We start from the raw sequence: 18422 nt of genomic DNA, 5'->3' as shown, positions 1-18422 counted from the left end.
TGTTTCACTTTTACCCTGTTTAGGATCCTTTTGCTATGTCATGGTTGCAGATCAAAATACCGGTTTCACCCGAACATGCTGACACCTTCGAAGACCTTCTACTAGAGGCAGGCTGTGCTGCTGTGACCTTTCAAGATGCAGAAGATAATCCTATTTTTGAACCTGATCTGGGTACGACACCCTTATGGCAGTCTACCGTGGTAACCGGGCTTTTTTCTGCTGAACATGACCTAGAAACCACCCTGGATTTTATTCGATCACAACTGCCTAACTTGATTGAAGCGGATCAAGTCACACCCAACGTTACTGCAGAAATTCTAGAAGATAAAGATTGGGAAAGAGCCTGGATGGATATGTACCATCCAATGCAATTTGGTCAGCGCTTATGGGTCTGCCCAAGCTGGCGTGACGTACCAGATCCTAATGCGGTTAATTTGATGCTAGATCCTGGCTTAGCCTTTGGAACAGGCACCCACCCAACCACAGCCTTGTGCTTAGAGTGGCTGGACAGTGTCGAGTTTACAGGGCTTGAGGTTATAGATTATGGCTGTGGTTCAGGTATTTTAGGTATTGCTGCGCTATTACTAGGTGCAACGCATGTCACCGCTGTCGATATTGACCATCAAGCACTGACTGCAACACGAGATAATCTTGAACGCAATCATCTTGATAAGTCTCTGCTCACCGCATACTTACCTGAGCAAGTTCCAGAGGTTAAAGCAGATCTATTGATTGCAAATATCTTGGCTGGTCCTTTAATTCAACTGGAACCAACCTTCGCCAAGCACCTAAAATCCGGTGGGCAATTACTTTTATCCGGTCTACTGGATACCCAAGCGCAAGAAATTCGTGACGCTTATCAAGGCCATTTTGATATTCAAGAAATTAAGTCAAAAGACAACTGGATACGGATTACCGCGACACGCCTTTAATTTTTCTAGCAGGACAGACTCACAGGCTATCGATCATGAGCAAACCGATTATCGCACAGTGTCCTGCTTGTAATGCACGCTATAGTGTCACCCCGGGTCAGTTGCGCGTTGCTGACGGGCAAGTGCGTTGTGGGCAATGTCTGACCGTATTTGATGCTGTCCCTAAAGCAGCCAAAATGACGCCTGCACCTGTTAAGATAACTGAGCCCAGCAATACTCAACAGGAACATATTGAAGAAACGCCAACTCACAGAAGTCTAGATCAATTTGAAATAACTCAGCCTAAAAAAGCCCCACTCAAATCCACACAACCAGAACATCAATTGATTGCACAACCCCATAGTGAAATTAGGCCTCAGAAAGTTAAAAGACTTGAACCTATACAACCCAGTTTAATGACGCAAATACGAGCGTTAAAGGTTGAACCACCGAAATTAGATGATTATGTTGAAAAGCCTGCATCACAAGGTTGGGCAATGATCGGCTGCTTAGTTGCCCTACTGTTAATTGCTGGTCAGCACCTATGGTTTGAAAGAGCCAAACTATCCATAGACCCCTTGCTAACGCCTATATACCTGATGTCCTGCCAACATATTAACTGCACACTGTCCTCTGCTAGCGGATTAGACGCCCTCAATACCACCCACTTAGTGGTTCGTGAAGTCGCTGATCAACCTGAAACTCTCGAACTTCTTACCGGTATTCATAACACCCTCAACTTGCCTGTTCATCTACCCAAGCTTCGATTGCAGTTTACCGATATCAACGGACGAGTCATTGCGGCAAGGGATATCACCGCAACAACCTATCGACCAGAAAGTGAAGTTATACAACCTAACGAAAAGCTGGATATTAGGCTGTTAATCAAACGTCCGAGGGCCGGCCATCTTGGTTACGAGATAGATTGGATAGCACACCCATTACTCTGATTCTTGAAACAGATCAAAAAATCATCAATTTCGACTTGGAGCACTCCGCGTGAAGGGGTATCATTGTCCCCCTTCCGAAAAATGACCCTGCTAACGCTACGCGATAGCTTGGAAGCTATTTTTGACCCTAAGCTTTAACCCTAAGGTAACGCATGTTCCGGATTGGCCCATACAACATCGACAGCAAAGTGATTCTGGCACCGATGGCAGGCATCACTGACCGCCCTTTTCGTCAGCTATGCCGTCAGATGGGTGCAGGTTTGGCTGTCTCTGAGATGGTCATTTCAGATACAGCGTTCTGGAAAACACGTAAGTCTGCTTTTCGATTGGACCATACGGGTGAAGTCACCCCTAGATCTGTTCAAATTGCAGGAGCAGACCCCGTCATGATGGCCGATGCCGCACGGATGAATGCAGAAAGAGGTGCACAAATTATCGATATCAACATGGGTTGCCCCGCTAAAAAAGTCTGTAATCGAGCAGCAGGATCGGCGTTGATGCGTGAACCTGATCTGATTAAGACAATTTTGGAAAGTGTGGTCAATGCGGTTGATATCCCCGTGACTCTAAAAATGCGCACAGGTTGGTGTCGGGAAAGCAAAAATGGGGTTGAAATTGCACGTATGGCTGAATCGATTGGCATTCAAGCGCTGGCTGTGCATGGTCGTACACGAGCAGATGCCTATCGGGGCGAAGCAGAATACGACACCCTCGCGCAGATCCGTGATGCGATAAAGATACCTTTATTCGCAAACGGCGATGTCGATTCGCCAGAAAAAGCGCAACTTGTTCTTAATAAAACTGGTGCGGATGCCGTGATGATTGGTCGAGCGGCACAAGGCCGCCCTTGGATATTTCGCGAAATCGATCACTTCTTAAGAACAGGTCAGTATTTACCTTCCGCTAGCGTTGATGAAATCAGTCAGATCATGCAACACCACTTGCAAGAACTGCATCATTTTTATGGTGACATCATGGGCGTTAGGATCGCACGCAAACATATTGGCTGGTACTTGCAACATTTCAGTCAGGGTGAAGATTTTCGGAAGCACTTTAATAAAATTGACTCAGCAGAACTTCAACGCAGTAGACTAAACGAATATCTTGCTGAACATCGTTTAACTGCCGCCTGACATCAGGATTAAGCCTATGAACGCAATGGATGATAAACTTGTGAAAGACATACGCCTGGTACAACCGACAACGCCACCACAGACGTTGAGAGACAATGTGCATCAGTCAATGACCAGCTACTTCAAACAGTTAGATGGGCAGCCCGTGACAGATGTGTATCAGATGGTGTTATCTGAAATCGAAGCGCCCTTATTTGAAAGCGTAATGGCCTACACCAAAGACAATCAGACTAAAGCGTCTGAACTGCTTGGTCTAAACCGTGGTACGCTGCGCAAAAAATTGAAGCAATACGGTCTTCTGTAATTCCTGAAATCCAATTTGATCCGAGTATTTTATGTCTCAACTTCCAGTTACTCCAGTTCGCAGAGCCTTGATTAGTGTCTCTGACAAAACCGGCATCACCGATTTCGCCAAAGCCCTTAGCGAGCGTGGCGTTGAAATTCTCTCCACCGGTGGTACATACAAACTACTGAAAGAAACAGGTATCGATGCGATCGAAGTCTCGGATCACACTGGTTTTCCAGAAATGATGGATGGCCGGGTGAAAACCTTGCATCCAAAAATTCATGGCGGCATCTTAGGTCGTCGTGGCCAAGATGATGCGATCATGCAGGAACATGCTATTGCTCCGATTGATATCGTTGTGGTGAACCTTTATCCCTTCGCGGCCACCATTGCACGTCCAGACTGTGACCTTGCGATGGCGATCGAAAACATTGATATTGGTGGTCCGACCATGGTTCGCTCTGCCGCGAAGAACCATAAAGATGTCGCCATCGTGGTCAACGCTACTGACTATGCACATGTCATTGCGGAACTGGATGCACAAAAAGGATTAACCTACGCTACGCGCTTTGACCTAGCGGTTAAAGCGTTTGAGCATACGGCCGCTTACGATGGCATGATTGCCAATTACCTGGGTACGATGACGGATTCCGTCAGCGAAGGTGAAGAGATCGAACCGACCAACTTCCCTCGCACATTTAATACGCAGTTTATTAAAGCGCAAGAGATGCGTTATGGCGAAAATCCGCATCAAAAAGCTGCGTTTTATGTAGAAGCCAATCCTTCTGAACCATCCGTTGCGACCGCTCGTCAGGTTCAAGGTAAAGCTCTATCTTACAACAACGTCGCCGATACCGATGCCGCACTTGAGTGTGTTAAACCCTTCCAAGATCCGGCATGTGTAATCGTCAAACATGCGAACCCTTGTGGTGTGGCTATCGGTGAAAACCTCTTGGAAGCCTACAATCGTGCTTTCCAAACCGATCCTACTTCAGCATTCGGTGGCATCATCGCCTTCAACCGTGAACTGGACGGCAAAACAGCTCAAGCCATTGTGGATCGTCAATTTGTCGAAGTGATCATCGCGCCTAAAGTCAGCCCAGAAGCGTCTGAAATCGTTGCTAGCAAACCCAATGTTCGCTTACTGGAATGTGGACAATGGGATGTTCAACGCAGTGCAGGTCTTGACTATAAACGTGTGAACGGTGGTCTACTGGTTCAAGATCGTGACATTGGCATGATCGATGTTTCTCAATTAAAAATCGTCACCGAGCGCCAGCCTACTGAGCAAGAAATTCGCGACCTACTCTTCTGCTGGGAAGTCGCCAAGTTTGTGAAATCCAATGCGATTGTCTATGCCCGCGATGGTCAAACTGTCGGTATCGGTGCAGGACAGATGAGCCGTGTTTATTCAGCCCGTATCGCTGCCATCAAAGCTGCGGATGAAGGGTTAGAAGTCAAAGGTTCTGTGATGGCATCAGATGCTTTCTTCCCCTTCCGTGATGGTATCGACTCAGCGGCAGAGTCCGGAATTACTGCCGTAATTCAACCCGGCGGTTCCATGCGTGATCAAGAAGTCATCGATGCCGCCAATGAACATGGCATGGCAATGGTCTTCACTGGCATGCGTCACTTCCGACACTAATTAAGGGGTTAATATGAACGTACTGATTATTGGTTCTGGCGGTCGTGAACATGCTCTGGCTTGGGCCGTAGCGCGTGATGAAAAAGTGGCACAGGTCTTTGTTGCTCCCGGCAATGCTGGAACAGCAACAGAAAACAAAGTCAGCAATGTCGCGATCGATGTGATGGACAAAGAGGGCTTGATTCAGTTTGCTGAAGAAAACGCGATTGCGCTGACAATTGTTGGACCTGAAGCCCCGCTGGTTTCAGGCGTCGTGGATGCGTTTGAAGCGAAAGGTTTAAAAATCTTTGGTCCTTCAGCTGCTGCTGCACAACTCGAAGGGTCGAAAGTCTTCACTAAAGACTTCTTAGCTCGACACAACATCCCAACGGGTGCTTATCAAAACTTTACGGAAATAGAGCCAGCACTAGCCTACTTGCGTGAACAGGGCGCACCGATTGTCATCAAGGCGGATGGCCTTGCTGCTGGTAAAGGCGTTATCGTTGCCATGACGCTAGAAGAAGCAGAAGATGCGGTACGCGACATGCTAGCAGGTAATGCATTTGGTGACGCTGGTCACCGTGTCGTCATTGAAGAATTTTTAGAAGGTGAAGAAGCCTCTTTCATTGTCATGGTCGATGGTAAAAACGTTTTGCCTATGGCAACCAGTCAAGACCATAAACGTGTTGGCGATGCGGATACAGGTCCTAATACCGGTGGCATGGGTGCATATTCTCCCGCGCCGGTGGTGACCGCCGAAGTCCATGATCGTGTCATGAAAGAAGTGATTATGCCAACCGTTGAAGGCATGGCAGCTGAAGGAAACCCTTATACCGGCTTCCTCTATGCTGGCTTAATGATCACACCCGATGGCGCACCCAAAGTGATTGAATACAACTGCCGTTTTGGTGACCCTGAAACTCAGCCGATTATGATGCGCTTGCAAACGAGCCTGGCGGATCTTTGCTTGGCTGCGCTGGATAAGCGTTTAGATCAAGTGACCGCTGAATGGGATATCCGTCCCGCAGTCGGTGTGGTGTTAGCCGCCGGAGGATACCCAGGCGACTACCGTAAAGGTGACGAGATAGAACTACCCCAAAGCGAAGCGGATGACTCCAAGATCTTCCATGCAGGCACTGCGCTGAAAGATGGCAAAGTCGTGACTGCCGGTGGACGTGTTCTTTGTGCGACAGCCTTGGGTCAAAGTGTCAGTGACGCACAGCAACGTGCTTATGAAGCCGTGCATCAAGTTCGCTGGCAAGATATGTTTTATCGACACGACATTGGCTATCGCGCCATCGCTCGTGAACAAAAACAGCAATAGCTTTTAAAAAATAACAGGAGTCACTGATGGATTGTTTATTCTGCAAAATCGTGGCCGGTGATATTCCAGCGAACATCATCTATCAAGATGATCTGGCAATGGCGTTTATGGACATTAATCCACAAGCGCCCTTTCATGCGTTGATCATCCCTCGCAAGCACATAGCGACGTTAAATGATGTTTCTTCTGAAGATCGAGAAACCGTTGGACACCTTCATTGGGTTGCAGCGAAACTGGCTGAAGAATACGGTTTTGCAGCGGACGGCTATCGAACCGTGTTTAACTGCAATAGTCATGGTGGTCAAACCGTGTACCATATTCACTTGCATTTACTGGGTGGAAAACCACTTGGCTGGCCACCCTATCAGGACACCTTAAAGGTCCCTGTATAAAACTTAACTGACTCTTTTGTTGCAGTGCGCCATTTTAGTAAATCTCTGCTATGATGATGTACTGTGACAATTAAGGAGTCAGACCATGAGTGAATTTAACCCAACCTCTAGCTTGAAAAAAGAACGCCCGCCCGTTCATGATCAGCTGGAATTTTTTATCGAACAAGCTCGTCAAGCCACTCCCATTCGAACTGCCGTTGTTCATCCGGTAGATCACAACAGCTTAATGGGTGCTATCGAAGCAGCCGAACAAGGTTTAATTGAGCCTCTTTTAGTCGGTCCAGAGCATAAAATTCGTGCCGCTGCTGAAATTGAAGGCATCGACTTATCACCTTATGAAATCGTAAACACAGAGCACAGCCATGAAGCGGCTGAACGGGCCTGTGCACTTGTTCGAAGTGCAGAAGCGGTTGCTCTAATGAAAGGTAGCCTAGGCACGTCAGAACTTTTAGCTGCGGTTATCAACAAAACCAAAGGCATCCGAACTGAGCGTCGTTTAAGTCACGTCTGGGTATTTGATATTCCGAATTACCACAAACCGCTAGTCATTACCGATGCGGCTATTAACGTGGCACCTGATTTACTGACTAAACGCGACATCGTGCAGAATGCGATTAATTTCTGCCACTCGCTCGGCATCCATAAGCCCAAAGTGGCTATTCTTGCGGCGGTTGAAAAAGTTAAACCGACCATGCAAAGCACGATTGACGCCGCTGCGCTTTGCAAGATGGCTGATCGTCGTCAAATCACGGGGGCTATTTTAGATGGCCCATTGGCTTTTGATAACGCAATTTCTTTGCAAGCAGCTATCGATAAACATATCGACTCTCCGGTATCAGGTGAAGCTGACATTCTGCTTGCGCCAGACCTTGAATCAGCCAATATGATCGCCAAGCAGCTGATTTACTTAGCAGGGGCTAAATCTGCCGGTCTAGCGGTGGGTGCAAAAGTACCTATCATATTAACCAGCCGTGCAGAAGGTACCCTAGGACGCCTCGCATCGTGTGCGATGGCTTCTCACATGGTGTATCACCCAGAAAAGGAAAGCTGATATGAAAACCTTGCTAACCGTGAATGGTGGGTCTTCCAGTCTGAAATGTGGCCTTTATCAGGTTACCGCAGAGGGTTTAGAAAACCTGTGCGTCATCAAACTGGGCAATCTGTTAGGCGATGGCGTACGTTTTAGTGCAGCGAATGCTTCTGGTACTTCATTAGAATCTAAAACGATTGATATGAATGCAGTCGGTCGTGAACAACGCCATCAGGCAGCACTTAATGAAGTATTGACCTGGTTGAACGCCACCTTTGTTGGTCATCAACTGATTGCCACCGGTCATCGCATCGTTCATGGGGGCAATGAGTTCAGTGCGCCAGTGACTATCACTGAAGAAATTAGCAGCCAATTACTGCAGTTTATCCCACTGGCTCCACTGCATCAGCCGTACAACTTAAAACTGATTGAAGCGATCCGCAACCTGTTACCTGAACTGCCTGCGGTAGGCTGTTTCGATACCATGTTTCATACCAGTCAATCCAGACTTGAACGCCTCTATGCTATCCCCCGCCGTCTTAGTGATGAAGGCGTGATGAAGTACGGTTTTCATGGTTTGTCGTACGAATTTATCGTGCATCAATTACGTCAATCCGATGCCAGCCAATTGAAAACCGTGGTCTGTCATTTAGGTGCTGGCGCCAGCATGTGCGGTATCGCTAATGAGAAATCGGTTGCCTCCAGCATGGGCTTCACCGCCGTAGAAGGTCTACCGATGGGTAGCCGCTGCGGTAATATCGATCCCGGTGTATTGCTTTACTTGATGCGCGAATATTCGATGAATATCGATGAGATTGAAGCCATACTTTACAAAGAAAGTGGCTGGTATGGCGTTTCAGGCGGTATCAGTTCAGAGATGCTAGAACTGCATAAAGCCAAACATCCTCATGCAGAAGAAGCGATCGACCTTTTCTGTTTGCGTATTGCAGAAGAAGCAGGTCGCTTAGCGGCTGCGATGGGCGGCATCGAACAGATCGTCTTTACCGGTGGTGTAGGCGAAAATGATGCTGATGTGCGTTCACGTGTGGTTGAGCGCTGTGCATGGCTCGGTGCCGAACTCGATGCAGAAGCCAATAGCAAAAACGCGATGATGATCAATAGTGACACTTCATCGATCGCGTTACGTGTCATTCCAACCGATGAAGAGATGATGATTGCGATGCACACGCTCGCAAAAATTCACTAAGTCGCTTTACACATCAATCGATTGACTCTATAGATTGACGGATTAAACAAAACAGCCAGGCCCTTTTCAGGATTTTAACCTGACAAGGGTCTGGCTGTTTATTTAGGTTCTCGGTCTACTCAATACCGCGCTGACGAACCATCTCGAACAAGCATACGCCAGTAGCGACCGAAACATTCAAACTGGTGATACTGCCCAACATCGGAATCTTGACCAGTTGATCGCAATGCTCTCGAGTTAACCGGCGCATGCCTTTCCCTTCTGCACCCATCACAAGTGCAGCATGCCCTTTTAAATTGGCTTGATAGAGTGTCTGCTCAGCTTCTCCCGCGGTGCCAGTGATCCAGACGCCCGCTTGTTGCAGTTGTTGCATCGTTCTAGCCAAGTTGGTCACCTGAATGTAAGGGACGATTTCAGCCGCACCACACGCGACTTTACTTACGGTTGAGTTCAACGGAGCCGATTTATCTTTCGGTGCGATGACCGCTAGCACACCCGCGGCTTCAGCTGTTCGTAAACAAGCGCCTAAATTGTGAGGGTCTGTTACGCCATCCAAGATTAAAAACAATGCGTTATCAGGCAAATCAGCCAGTATTTTTTGTAGATCAGACTCATCAGCCGCTTGAATCGCTTTGCACTCAGCGATGACACCCTGGTGAACCCCTTCAACCATCATATCCATTCGTTTACGAGCACTTCTCTGCACGGTAATACCCGAAGCAGCGGCCAACTCCAGCAGACTATTGAAGCGTTCATCAGTACGCCCTTCTTGCACAAAAATCACTTTAATGCGCGTTGGATCCTGTTTTAATACTGAATTGACTGCGTGCAGCCCAAAGACACGTTCTGAAGACATGAAACGAAACTCTACCGAATTAAAAAAACTAGTGTAGCAGAAAACTATCCCTAGATTGCAGCCGAAACCTTGGATCGGCTTGAAATACACCACGCCTAAGGTAATACTGAAGTGCTAAAAACAACATATTCAATCAAGGAGTTTACGATGGGTTTTGCGCTATCTAGCTTACAATTGACCAGCACAGCCTTTACCAAAGGTGGAGCCATTGCCACTCAACATACCGGAGAAGGCGCTGATATATCTCCTGCATTAGCCTGGAGCAATATTCCTGAAGGTACTCAGTCTTTCGCGATAATTTGCCATGATCCGGACGCTCCTTTAGTGAAGAATGCCAGTTATGGTTTTGTTCATTGGGTTCTTTACAACTTACCCGCAGACCTAAATCAACTAGACGAAGGTACGAATGTCGGCACGCCAGGGATAAATGACTTTGGTAACTTAGGCTATGGTGGCCCTATGCCTCCTGAAGGTCATGGAGTCCATCACTATTACTTCTGGATACTGGCTTTCGATAAACAACTGGATCTGCCTGAAGGCTTGAGCATGGCAGAACTATTGGAACAAACAGAACCTCACCTACTGGGTATGAACCGTTTGATAGGCACCTATCAGCGCGGCTAATTCCATCACTAAACTCGCCAGTTTTACTTCAGGTTCAGCGCTAAAACCCAGCACTAAACCTGGCTGGCGAGTTAATGGGTCGTATACCGACAAAGGCCGCACGCCAAAACCCTGTTGAGCTAAACTCTGACAGAGCCCTACATCATCACTGGTTTCTGGCATGGCCAGCACTAAATACATGCCTCCCCCCGCATCGATAATTCGCCAGTCAGCTAAATCACTCGCCGCTAAAGCCTTTTCCATCGCAGCGCGTCTTCGCTGATATAGCTGACGCATTTTTTTCAAATGTCGACTATATTCACCACTGAACATAAAGTGTGCCAAGGTATGTTGTGGTAGGCGACTTAAGCCACCATCAACACGATTACGCAAAATTAAAAAAGGCTCTACCAGTTCCTTAGGAAGCACCACATAACCTAGCCTTAAGGCTGGGAAAACCGTACGACTGAAAGTGCCCGTGTAAATAACCCGCTGACGAGCATATTGGTTTTGACTTAGCCCCAGCAAAGCACTTACCACTGGTCCAGTGGCAAATTCGCAGTCAAAATCATCTTCTAATATCCAGCTTTGATGCTGCTCTGCCCAAGCCAAGAGCGTCAGTCTTGATGACAAACTCAAGGTATGCCCTAACGGAAAATTACGCGAGGGCGTTAAGCACAATAATCGGGCATTGGATGTGTTTTCTGGCTGCTGCTGAAGGGCCTGCCAACTGATCGATTGGATACAAGCACCCGTTTGCGCAACGACGTCATAGGTCCCTTGATAGCCAGGTGCTTCAACCAACACCTCATCGCCAGCCTTGAGTAGCAATCGACTGACTAAATAAAGTGCTTCTTGCGAACCCGAGGTAATCACCACCTGTGAAGAATCTGCCTGAACACCACGTCGAATCAATAGGTGTTTAACAATCGCTTCACGTAACAACTCATCCCCAGCTAAAGGCGCGCTCTGCAACAAACCGCGCGATGCCTGAGCGACATTAACGCAACGCTTCCATGCTTGCATGGGAAACTGATCAAGCGCCGCCATCGCGGGTTGAAGTTTTAATCCTGAGTTAGCTGAAACCTTGTCAGCTCTTCTAGAGAGATGCGTAACGTTCAGCGTGTTTTTCGCTAGGGGTAATCGATCAGTTTTTTGTAGAAGATGCTCTGGCAAATTCGCGACATAGCTACCCGACCCCTTGCGGGTATCTATGTATCCCTCGGCATGAAGCAGTTCATAGGCATTTTTGATGGTGTTACGAGAAACACCTAACTCCTCTGCCAGCTCGCGTGTGGAGGGAAGCTGTTCACCGGCATTCAATTGACCTGACAAAATCGCCTGTTGAAATCTGTGTACCAGCTCTCGGTAACGCGGGAGATTTCGTGTTTGTCCTGATAATAGGGGTGATCGGATCAGATCGACTAAAGAACGCAAAGTGGGCCTATGATTAAGAGAACAATTGGATCTTATAGAATCCACTTTTAAAGCCTACACTGCAAGTCAGTCATTAAACAAGAGCATTCATCATGACACACTATCCGATTACCCAGCGTAACAAAGTAATTAGAAGCCCCAAGCGAGCTAGCTACGACCCAGAAGTCATCCATGCAATCTTAGACGAAGCGATGGTGTGCCATGTCGCTTGTCAAAGTGAGCAAGGTTCCTTAATACAGCCAACACTTCATTGGCGTGTGGACGAAGTGCTCTATATTCATGGCTCCTCAAAGAATGGCTTGTTTCAGCAATTACTCAATGGCGCGGAAGCCAGTATTGCAGTCACGTTACTCGATGGCATTGTCTTTGCGCGATCGGCTTTTCATCACTCGGTCAACTATCGCAGTGTGATCCTCTACGGTAAAGCCTATGAAGTAACGGATGAAGTGGAAAAACGTGCATCATTGGACGCTTTGATGGAAAAATTTCATCGGGGTCGCTCTAAAGAAGCACGACCCGCCAATGATACCGAGCTTAAAGCCACCAGTGTGTTAGCCTTCAAGCTGGAGAATATCTCGGCGAAAGTTCGTACGGGAGGGCCAGTAGATGATCCTGAGGATATGGAATTACCGGTTTGGGCTGGGGTGCAACCCATCACATTACAGCTCGGCGATATTGTTTACGAATGACAGACCTTATCAAAGATCAAGGCTACCCTGCTCATACAAGGTAGCCTTTAAATAATTAACTACCCGAAAAGCGTGATGTCAGGATTTGGTTTCTTTGTCCCATTTGATTCAAGACTTCAGCGATACTACTGAGGTTTTGAGCGGTCTCAGCAGTTTCATGGGTTTGTTGAGACACTTTTCCGATTTTATGTGCAATATCACTGGCGACACTGGTTTGTTCTTCAGCAGCTGTCGCAACCTGTGCATTAAAGTTGTTAATTTGTGTGATCAACTCACTGACATTTTTAAGTTGGCTGGAGCTTACCTCAAAAATCTCTACACTTTCTTTGGATATGGCATGAGATGCTTGCATCACATTAGCTGTTTGACTAGCGCCTCGCTGAACTGTTTCAATAATTTTTTGTATCTCTTCCGTCGACACTTGAGTGCGCTGCGCGAGTGTTCTCACTTCATCCGCAACCACCGCAAAACCACGGCCTTGATCTCCTGCACGAGCGGCTTCAATAGCAGCATTTAACGCCAGTAAGTTAGTTTGCTCTGAAATGCTTCTAATCACACCAATCACATCGCCTATATTACCTGCATCCGATTCAAGTTGGCCGACAATGGTCATTGATGAACTAATTTGGCTGGCAAGTCGATCCAGTGCTACATGTGCCTTTTGCATTGAAGCTAAGCCTTCTACAGTGACTTGATTCGCTTCATTGGCTAAATTAGCAGCATCTTGGGCATGATTGGATACTTCACTGGCCGCAGCTGCCATTTCTTCCATTGCCGTGGCGACCAACGCAGCATTGTCATTGGTACTCGCCGCATGCTCAATAATGTTGCTAGAGATACTCGACATTTCTGCAGTTGAGGCGGTTAACTCTTGAGTGTTGACTCGCATCTCATTGGCAACTTGCAATAAAAACTCTTGAAGCTGCCTTGCTGATTCAGCTAAGACACCCAGTTCATCCGCACGCGAGATGGCAATCTGTGTATTCAGGCGACCTTCACTCAAGTCTTGAATCGCACTGATCAATTTACGACTAGGTTTAACAATCCCTAAGTTCACAACCAGCATCGCCACGACACCAAACAGGATGATCGCAGCGAGCAGAAGCACTGCTGATAATATGGATGCAAATTGCACTTCTTGCGGTATTTTATTGGCTTCTTGCATTGCTTTTTCAGCTAAATCCGCAGCAGCTAAATTCAGTAGTCGAGAGGGTTCTCGATCAATACCAGCTACCGCTTGATCACCAATGCGATGATCAAAACCGCTGTTAACAAAGGCTTGAAAACCACTTCGATAGGCGACACCCATTGTTTTGTGGGCCTCAACAAATTGCATAACGGTCTGACGTTCTTCACCATCGGGCATAATCGTCAACAAATCATTCGCTATGCTTTGAACACGCTGCTCTTGCTGTTGGAAGCTATTCCAAAATCGTTCGAGTTGATCGGGTCTTTCACCTCGTATCAGTACATTCTTCCACTCTTGCACCTGCGTTTTAAATTCACTCTGCATCTGATTAATGGCACGTTCCATGACCACTTCTTGACTGATGAGTTGGTTATATCGCTGTATACCTTGACTGACCTGAATAAAATAGAAAACGCCAGCAATGATAATCAGCAGGCAACCACCGACAATAATCGACAGTAATTTATTGAAAAGGCTTTTATTGATCCAGTTCATACGCATGCCTCAATAAGGAATGAAATAACACCTTAACAATATAATGCTACAAGCAAATTTTTAGTAGGCAAAACTTCATGATCTTATTCAAAACCTCTTAAACGATTTAATCAAAATAAACAGTCACCTCTGTTTTTGACCTATCACCACTTAGGGTCTATGCTTAAGATGTTGTATTTATTAATAACAAAATAATTATGTGACAGGAGTCCCCATGGCTAACGTAAAAAAGAAGCTAAAAAAAGCGATTAAAGCAACCAAAGCAAAAGTAGCTAAGCAAGAAAAGAAAGTAAAAAAACTGAAGCAGAAACTGAAAAAAGCTTAATGGATTAGCAAATCACTATTGATATTGAGGCTAAATTAAGCAGTCAGTTTTAAATGAAGAACATGCCCGGCAGTGCCGGGCTTCTTATTTTTTTGGCAGTTACTTTGCAACCAGTCTAGACAGGTCAAATATCTTTTACTAAGCGTAGCGCGTCGTAAATTGCCGCATGAGTATTTCGTGCTGACACAGCATCGCCGATACGATAGAGGACAAATTGCCCATCAGGGTTGCGAAGTTCAGTTTGCACCTGCCCTGCAATCAACTGATCGTAGTTCACCGCCCCTAAATTGGTAGAGCGAGGCTTCAACTCAAAATAGAGTTCATCCAGTGGCAGAGTTCCATGATTTACCACCACCTGATCGACATGACGAGTATTGAGCACACCGCCATAATCACTGCTTAACTTAGCCAGCAAACCATCCTGTTGCTTTTCAACGGATGCCAGACGGTAGGTCACGGTAAAGGTCACATCTAGTTTTTGTAAACTACGCATATAGGGCACAAGATTCATCGCCATGACCTCCGGTGCGAAAGTGCGATCAGGCGTCATCACTTCGACCTTGGCTCCACTGGCTGCAATCACTTCGGCAGCTTGTAAGGCGGCATGGTCACCTGCGTCGTCATATATGAGTACATTTCGCCCAGGTTTTACGTCTCCGGCAATAATATCCCAGGTAGAAACCACATAATCATTACCTTCACGTAACACCTCGGTATGCGGCATACCACCGGTGGCAACTATGACCACATCAGCACGTTCACTCAAGACATCATAAGCTTCTGCCCAGGTATTGAAACGAAAATCCACACCCATTCGTTCACACTCAGCCAAACGCCAGTCGATAATACTGATCATCTCTCGACGACGTTCACTTTGTGCCGTTAACCTGACTTGACCGCCGGCTTTATCCGCGGCTTCCATGACGGTCACTGTATGGCCTCGTTCGGCTGCAACGCGAGCCGCTTCCAGACCGGCAGGACCAGCACCGATCACCAACACTTTTTTCTGTGTTGTGGCTTTAGGAATATCATGAGGCATGGTCAATTCACGCCCCGTGGCAGGGTTATGAATGCAGTAAGCTTCACCCCCTTGATAAATTCGATCTAAACAGAAATTAGCGCCGACACAGGGGCGAATACGGTCTTCTTGACCCGCCATCAACTTACGTACAATATGCGGATCAGCCATATGAGCGCGTGTTAAGCCCACCATATCTAACTTGCCCGAATCGATAGCATAACGCGCCGTGGCGATATCAGGAATCTTGGCGGCATGGAACGTAGGCATACCGGTTAACTTGCGCACTTCACCTGCGAAGTCCAGATGAGGCGCATTACGCATGCCCTGCACGGGAATCACATCGGTTAACCCCGCATCAGTATCGATATGACCTCGTATCACGTTGAGGAAATCGACCATACCACTGGCTTGTAACTTCTGCGAAATCAGCAGACCTTCCTCGACCGAAATTCCCCCATGCAACTCTTCGTCTGCGGTATAACGGACACCAACAATAAAGTGATCACCGACGCGCTTACGTATCTCTTTCAGCACATCAAAGGTGAATAACAAGCGATTATCCAGCGAACCCCCATAAGGACCATCTAAGGTATTGGTCAGCGGTGACCAAAACTGATCCATCAAATGTCCATAGGCTTGCAGCTCAATACCATCCAATCCAGCAGCATGCATTCGTTCTGCTGCATCAGCATAGTCTTTAATGATACGTTCAATATCCCAATCTTCCATCTTCTTTGGGAAGGCGCGATGACTGGCTTCACGATGATGAGACGGTGACACCACACTCAACCAATCACCTTTTGCCCAATGCGTTCGACGACCTAAATGGGTTAACTGAATCATCACCGCGGTGCCATGCTCGTGACATGCATCGGCCAAATCACGCATGTACGGAACCACTTCATCTTTGTAGGCAAGAATATTATTAAAAACAGGTGGGCTGTCTTTAGAAACCGTTGCCGATCCTGCGGTCATGGTTAAGGCAATACCCGCTTTTGCGCGTTCAGCATGATAAGCGCGATATTTAGCTTTCGGCATGCCGTCTTCAGGATAAGCCGGTTCATGGGAAGTGGTCATAATCCGGTTTTTTAGCGTCAGATGCTTAAGCTGATAGGGTTGTAGCAATGGATCTTTAGACATATGAGCACCTTCCCATTTGATGATTATTGTAGAGGTGTTTTTTAGTGATATTGGCAGATTAGTTAAAATGTACACATGTGTCAATTATAAGTACATTGATGAACATTAAATTGCTTTAAGCGACTAAAAACCGTATTCTTCGCGACATGAATATGCCTGAAACCGGATGGCGCGGATCGCCAGATGTTTGGATTGATATTGCTTATGACACGCTGATTACGCGTGGGGTGGAGGCTGTCCGTATTCAGCCCTTAGCTAAGCAGCTCAACCTGTCACGCACCAGTTTTTACTGGTTCTTTAAAGACAGAGAAGCGTTACTAGAAGCACTAATTCAGCGCTGGCGAGATAAAAATACCGGTAATTTGATTCAACAAACCCAAGCTTATGCTGAGAACATCACCGAGGCGGTACTCAATCTTTTCGATTGCTGGCTTGATGAAGCTTTATTTGACGATGCGTTTGAGTTTGCAATGCGAAACTGGGCATTACAATCGGATGGTGTCAGAGAAGAGATTGAACAAGCTGATCTTCGACGCTTACAGGCAATTGGTGACATGTTTGAGCGCTTCAATTTCCCTCAACACGAAGCGGATATCCGTGCACGCACGATCTATTTAACCCAAATTGGCTATGTGTCTATGCGAACCCAGGAACCTCTTGAGGTACGGATGGCAAGGATCAATGATTATGTCAGAGTGTTTACTGGCGTCAGCGCATCCGAAAGCGAGCTTAAACGGTTTTACCACCGCCACGGCTATACAGGCTGCTAAGCTTTAAAGGTTATGGTTTTAAAAGCCAGTTATGATGTTTAAGTTTAGTTCAGCGATCTTTCTGCTTAGTGGCTATGGATTCTTGTAAGGCCTTCTGCTGTTCCTGCCACAAACGCTTTTGCTCATAGTAAAAATCCCATACACAAGGACAACAAGAGCCGCCACCACAACACTCACTGGGTGCGGGAGGAATAGGTTCCTCTAGCAATTCTGCATTAGGGTTTTCTACATTACTCATAAACATCTTCATTCGGATATTCAAAAATAAGGCCCTGACATGCAGGGCCTAGATTAGCTCAGGTGATATTAGCCTTGAAGGCTAGCAAATACCTTATCGCGAATATCTTCAACGCTACCGACGCCTGCAACATAAACATAGGTTGGAGCGTTAGCAGCATCTTGCTGAGCCCAGCCTTGGTAGTAGTTGATTAGCGGTTTGGTTTGATCATGATAAACGTTCAAACGTAGACGAACCGTATCTTCTTGGTCATCGGCACGTTGAACCAATTCTTCACCCGTAACGTCATCCACGCCTTCGGTTTTAGGTGGATTGAAGATCACATGGTAAGTACGACCAGAACCCGGGTGAACACGACGGCCGCTCATACGCTTAATGATCTCTTCATCATCAACGTCGATCTCAACCACTGCATCGATCTTCACACCCGCTTCTTTCAAAGCATCTGCCTGAGGAATGGTTCTTGGAAAACCATCAAACAGGAAACCATTAGTGCAATCCGCTTCTGCGATGCGCTCTTTCACCAAGCCGATGATGATCTCATCAGACACTAGGCCACCCTCATCCATCACTTTTTTAGCCTGAACACCCAACGGCGTACCTGCTTTAACCGCTGCACGTAACATATCCCCTGTGGAGATCTGTGGAATACCAAACTTTTCAGTAATGTACTGTGCTTGTGTCCCTTTACCGGCACCAGGTGCGCCTAGCAAAATAATTCGCATTGAGGGTTTACTCCTATTTAATTTCTAATAATTTGTTACGTCAGCCTTCATCCAGGCTACAGCACACGAAAATAATC

At 46.8% G+C, this 18422-nt stretch carries 18 protein-coding genes; 12 read left to right on the top strand and 6 right to left on the bottom strand.

The window, feature by feature from the left end; genetic code table 11:
* The first annotated feature begins 35 nt into the window (after positions 1-35).
* The 9 genes from prmA (at position 36) to F7R24_RS01925 (ending at position 8857) form a co-directional block, all read left to right on the top strand.
* Positions 36-932, top strand: coding sequence for a 50S ribosomal protein L11 methyltransferase (gene prmA / locus F7R24_RS01965; RefSeq protein WP_151669564.1), 897 nt, complete (start codon positions 36-38; stop codon positions 930-932).
* Between the two features lie 35 nt (positions 933-967).
* A complete protein-coding gene (locus F7R24_RS01960) occupies positions 968-1861 on the top strand; it encodes a zinc-ribbon and DUF3426 domain-containing protein (RefSeq protein ID WP_151669563.1) in 894 nt (297 codons plus the stop codon).
* A 152-nt stretch (positions 1862-2013) separates the two neighbouring features.
* On the top strand, positions 2014-2994 hold the full coding sequence (gene dusB / locus F7R24_RS01955) for a tRNA dihydrouridine synthase DusB (protein ID WP_151669562.1): 981 nt from the start codon (positions 2014-2016) through the stop codon (positions 2992-2994).
* Between the two features lie 25 nt (positions 2995-3019).
* Complete coding sequence (gene fis / locus F7R24_RS01950; protein WP_151669819.1) at positions 3020-3298, top strand: DNA-binding transcriptional regulator Fis; 279 nt, start codon at positions 3020-3022, stop codon at positions 3296-3298.
* A 31-nt stretch (positions 3299-3329) separates the two neighbouring features.
* Positions 3330-4925: a bifunctional phosphoribosylaminoimidazolecarboxamide formyltransferase/IMP cyclohydrolase gene (gene purH / locus F7R24_RS01945; protein WP_151669561.1), complete on the top strand. Its 1596-nt coding sequence runs from the start codon at positions 3330-3332 to the stop codon at positions 4923-4925.
* A gap of 13 nt (positions 4926-4938) precedes the next feature.
* Entirely contained in the window at positions 4939-6228 is a 1290-nt protein-coding gene (purD, locus tag F7R24_RS01940; RefSeq protein WP_151669560.1) for a phosphoribosylamine--glycine ligase, read from the top strand.
* Positions 6229-6254: 26 nt separating this feature from the next.
* Entirely contained in the window at positions 6255-6620 is a 366-nt protein-coding gene (locus tag F7R24_RS01935) for a histidine triad nucleotide-binding protein (RefSeq protein WP_206057458.1), read from the top strand.
* An 85-nt stretch (positions 6621-6705) separates the two neighbouring features.
* Positions 6706-7671, top strand: coding sequence for a bifunctional enoyl-CoA hydratase/phosphate acetyltransferase (locus F7R24_RS01930; protein WP_151669558.1), 966 nt, complete (start codon positions 6706-6708; stop codon positions 7669-7671).
* 1 nt (position 7672) lies between these two features.
* Positions 7673-8857 (top strand): acetate/propionate family kinase, encoded by a 1185-nt coding sequence (locus tag F7R24_RS01925; RefSeq protein ID WP_151669557.1) that lies wholly within the window; start codon positions 7673-7675, stop codon positions 8855-8857.
* Positions 8858-8972: 115 nt separating this feature from the next.
* Here the strand turns inward: F7R24_RS01925 and rlmB are convergent, their stop codons facing one another.
* Positions 8973-9713, bottom strand: coding sequence for a 23S rRNA (guanosine(2251)-2'-O)-methyltransferase RlmB (rlmB, locus tag F7R24_RS01920; protein ID WP_151669556.1), 741 nt, complete (start codon positions 9711-9713; stop codon positions 8973-8975).
* Between the two features lie 147 nt (positions 9714-9860).
* Here rlmB and F7R24_RS01915 point away from each other — a divergent pair, with 147 nt between their 5' ends.
* Entirely contained in the window at positions 9861-10337 is a 477-nt protein-coding gene (locus tag F7R24_RS01915; RefSeq protein WP_151669555.1) for a YbhB/YbcL family Raf kinase inhibitor-like protein, read from the top strand.
* On the opposite strand, the gene pdxR is transcribed toward F7R24_RS01915, so the two are convergent.
* A complete protein-coding gene (gene pdxR / locus F7R24_RS01910; protein ID WP_168926757.1) occupies positions 10293-11753 on the bottom strand; it encodes a MocR-like pyridoxine biosynthesis transcription factor PdxR in 1461 nt (486 codons plus the stop codon). The genes F7R24_RS01915 and pdxR overlap by 45 nt on opposite strands.
* A 92-nt stretch (positions 11754-11845) precedes the next feature.
* On the opposite strand from pdxR, the gene F7R24_RS01905 reads away from it, so the two are divergent.
* Positions 11846-12442 carry a pyridoxamine 5'-phosphate oxidase family protein gene (locus tag F7R24_RS01905; protein WP_168926756.1) on the top strand — a complete coding sequence of 199 codons (597 nt, stop codon included), beginning with the start codon at positions 11846-11848 and terminating at the stop codon, positions 12440-12442.
* 55 nt (positions 12443-12497) lie between these two features.
* Here F7R24_RS01905 and F7R24_RS01900 read toward each other — a convergent pair whose 3' ends face one another.
* Complete coding sequence (locus tag F7R24_RS01900) at positions 12498-14126, bottom strand: methyl-accepting chemotaxis protein (RefSeq protein ID WP_168926755.1); 1629 nt, start codon at positions 14124-14126, stop codon at positions 12498-12500.
* Between the two features lie 449 nt (positions 14127-14575).
* A complete protein-coding gene (locus F7R24_RS01895; RefSeq protein ID WP_151669551.1) occupies positions 14576-16612 on the bottom strand; it encodes an NADH:flavin oxidoreductase in 2037 nt (678 codons plus the stop codon).
* 152 nt (positions 16613-16764) lie between these two features.
* Here F7R24_RS01895 and F7R24_RS01890 point away from each other — a divergent pair, with 152 nt between their 5' ends.
* A complete protein-coding gene (locus F7R24_RS01890; RefSeq protein ID WP_151669550.1) occupies positions 16765-17382 on the top strand; it encodes a TetR/AcrR family transcriptional regulator in 618 nt (205 codons plus the stop codon).
* 49 nt (positions 17383-17431) lie between these two features.
* On the opposite strand, the gene F7R24_RS01885 is transcribed toward F7R24_RS01890, so the two are convergent.
* Together F7R24_RS01885 and adk are read right to left on the bottom strand one after the other, a co-directional pair.
* Positions 17432-17620, bottom strand: a complete 189-nt coding sequence (locus F7R24_RS01885) for an oxidoreductase-like domain-containing protein (protein WP_206057456.1) — start codon at positions 17618-17620, stop codon at positions 17432-17434.
* A gap of 68 nt (positions 17621-17688) precedes the next feature.
* On the bottom strand, positions 17689-18345 hold the full coding sequence (gene adk / locus F7R24_RS01880) for an adenylate kinase (RefSeq protein ID WP_151669549.1): 657 nt from the start codon (positions 18343-18345) through the stop codon (positions 17689-17691).
* Positions 18346-18422: the final 77 nt, after the last annotated feature.

Origin of the sequence: Nitrincola schmidtii (genome assembly GCF_008973715.1) — a bacterium.
Taxonomy (GTDB): Bacteria; Pseudomonadota; Gammaproteobacteria; order Pseudomonadales; family Balneatricaceae; genus Nitrincola; species Nitrincola schmidtii.
This window is presented reverse-complemented; position numbering and strand designations above follow the sequence as displayed.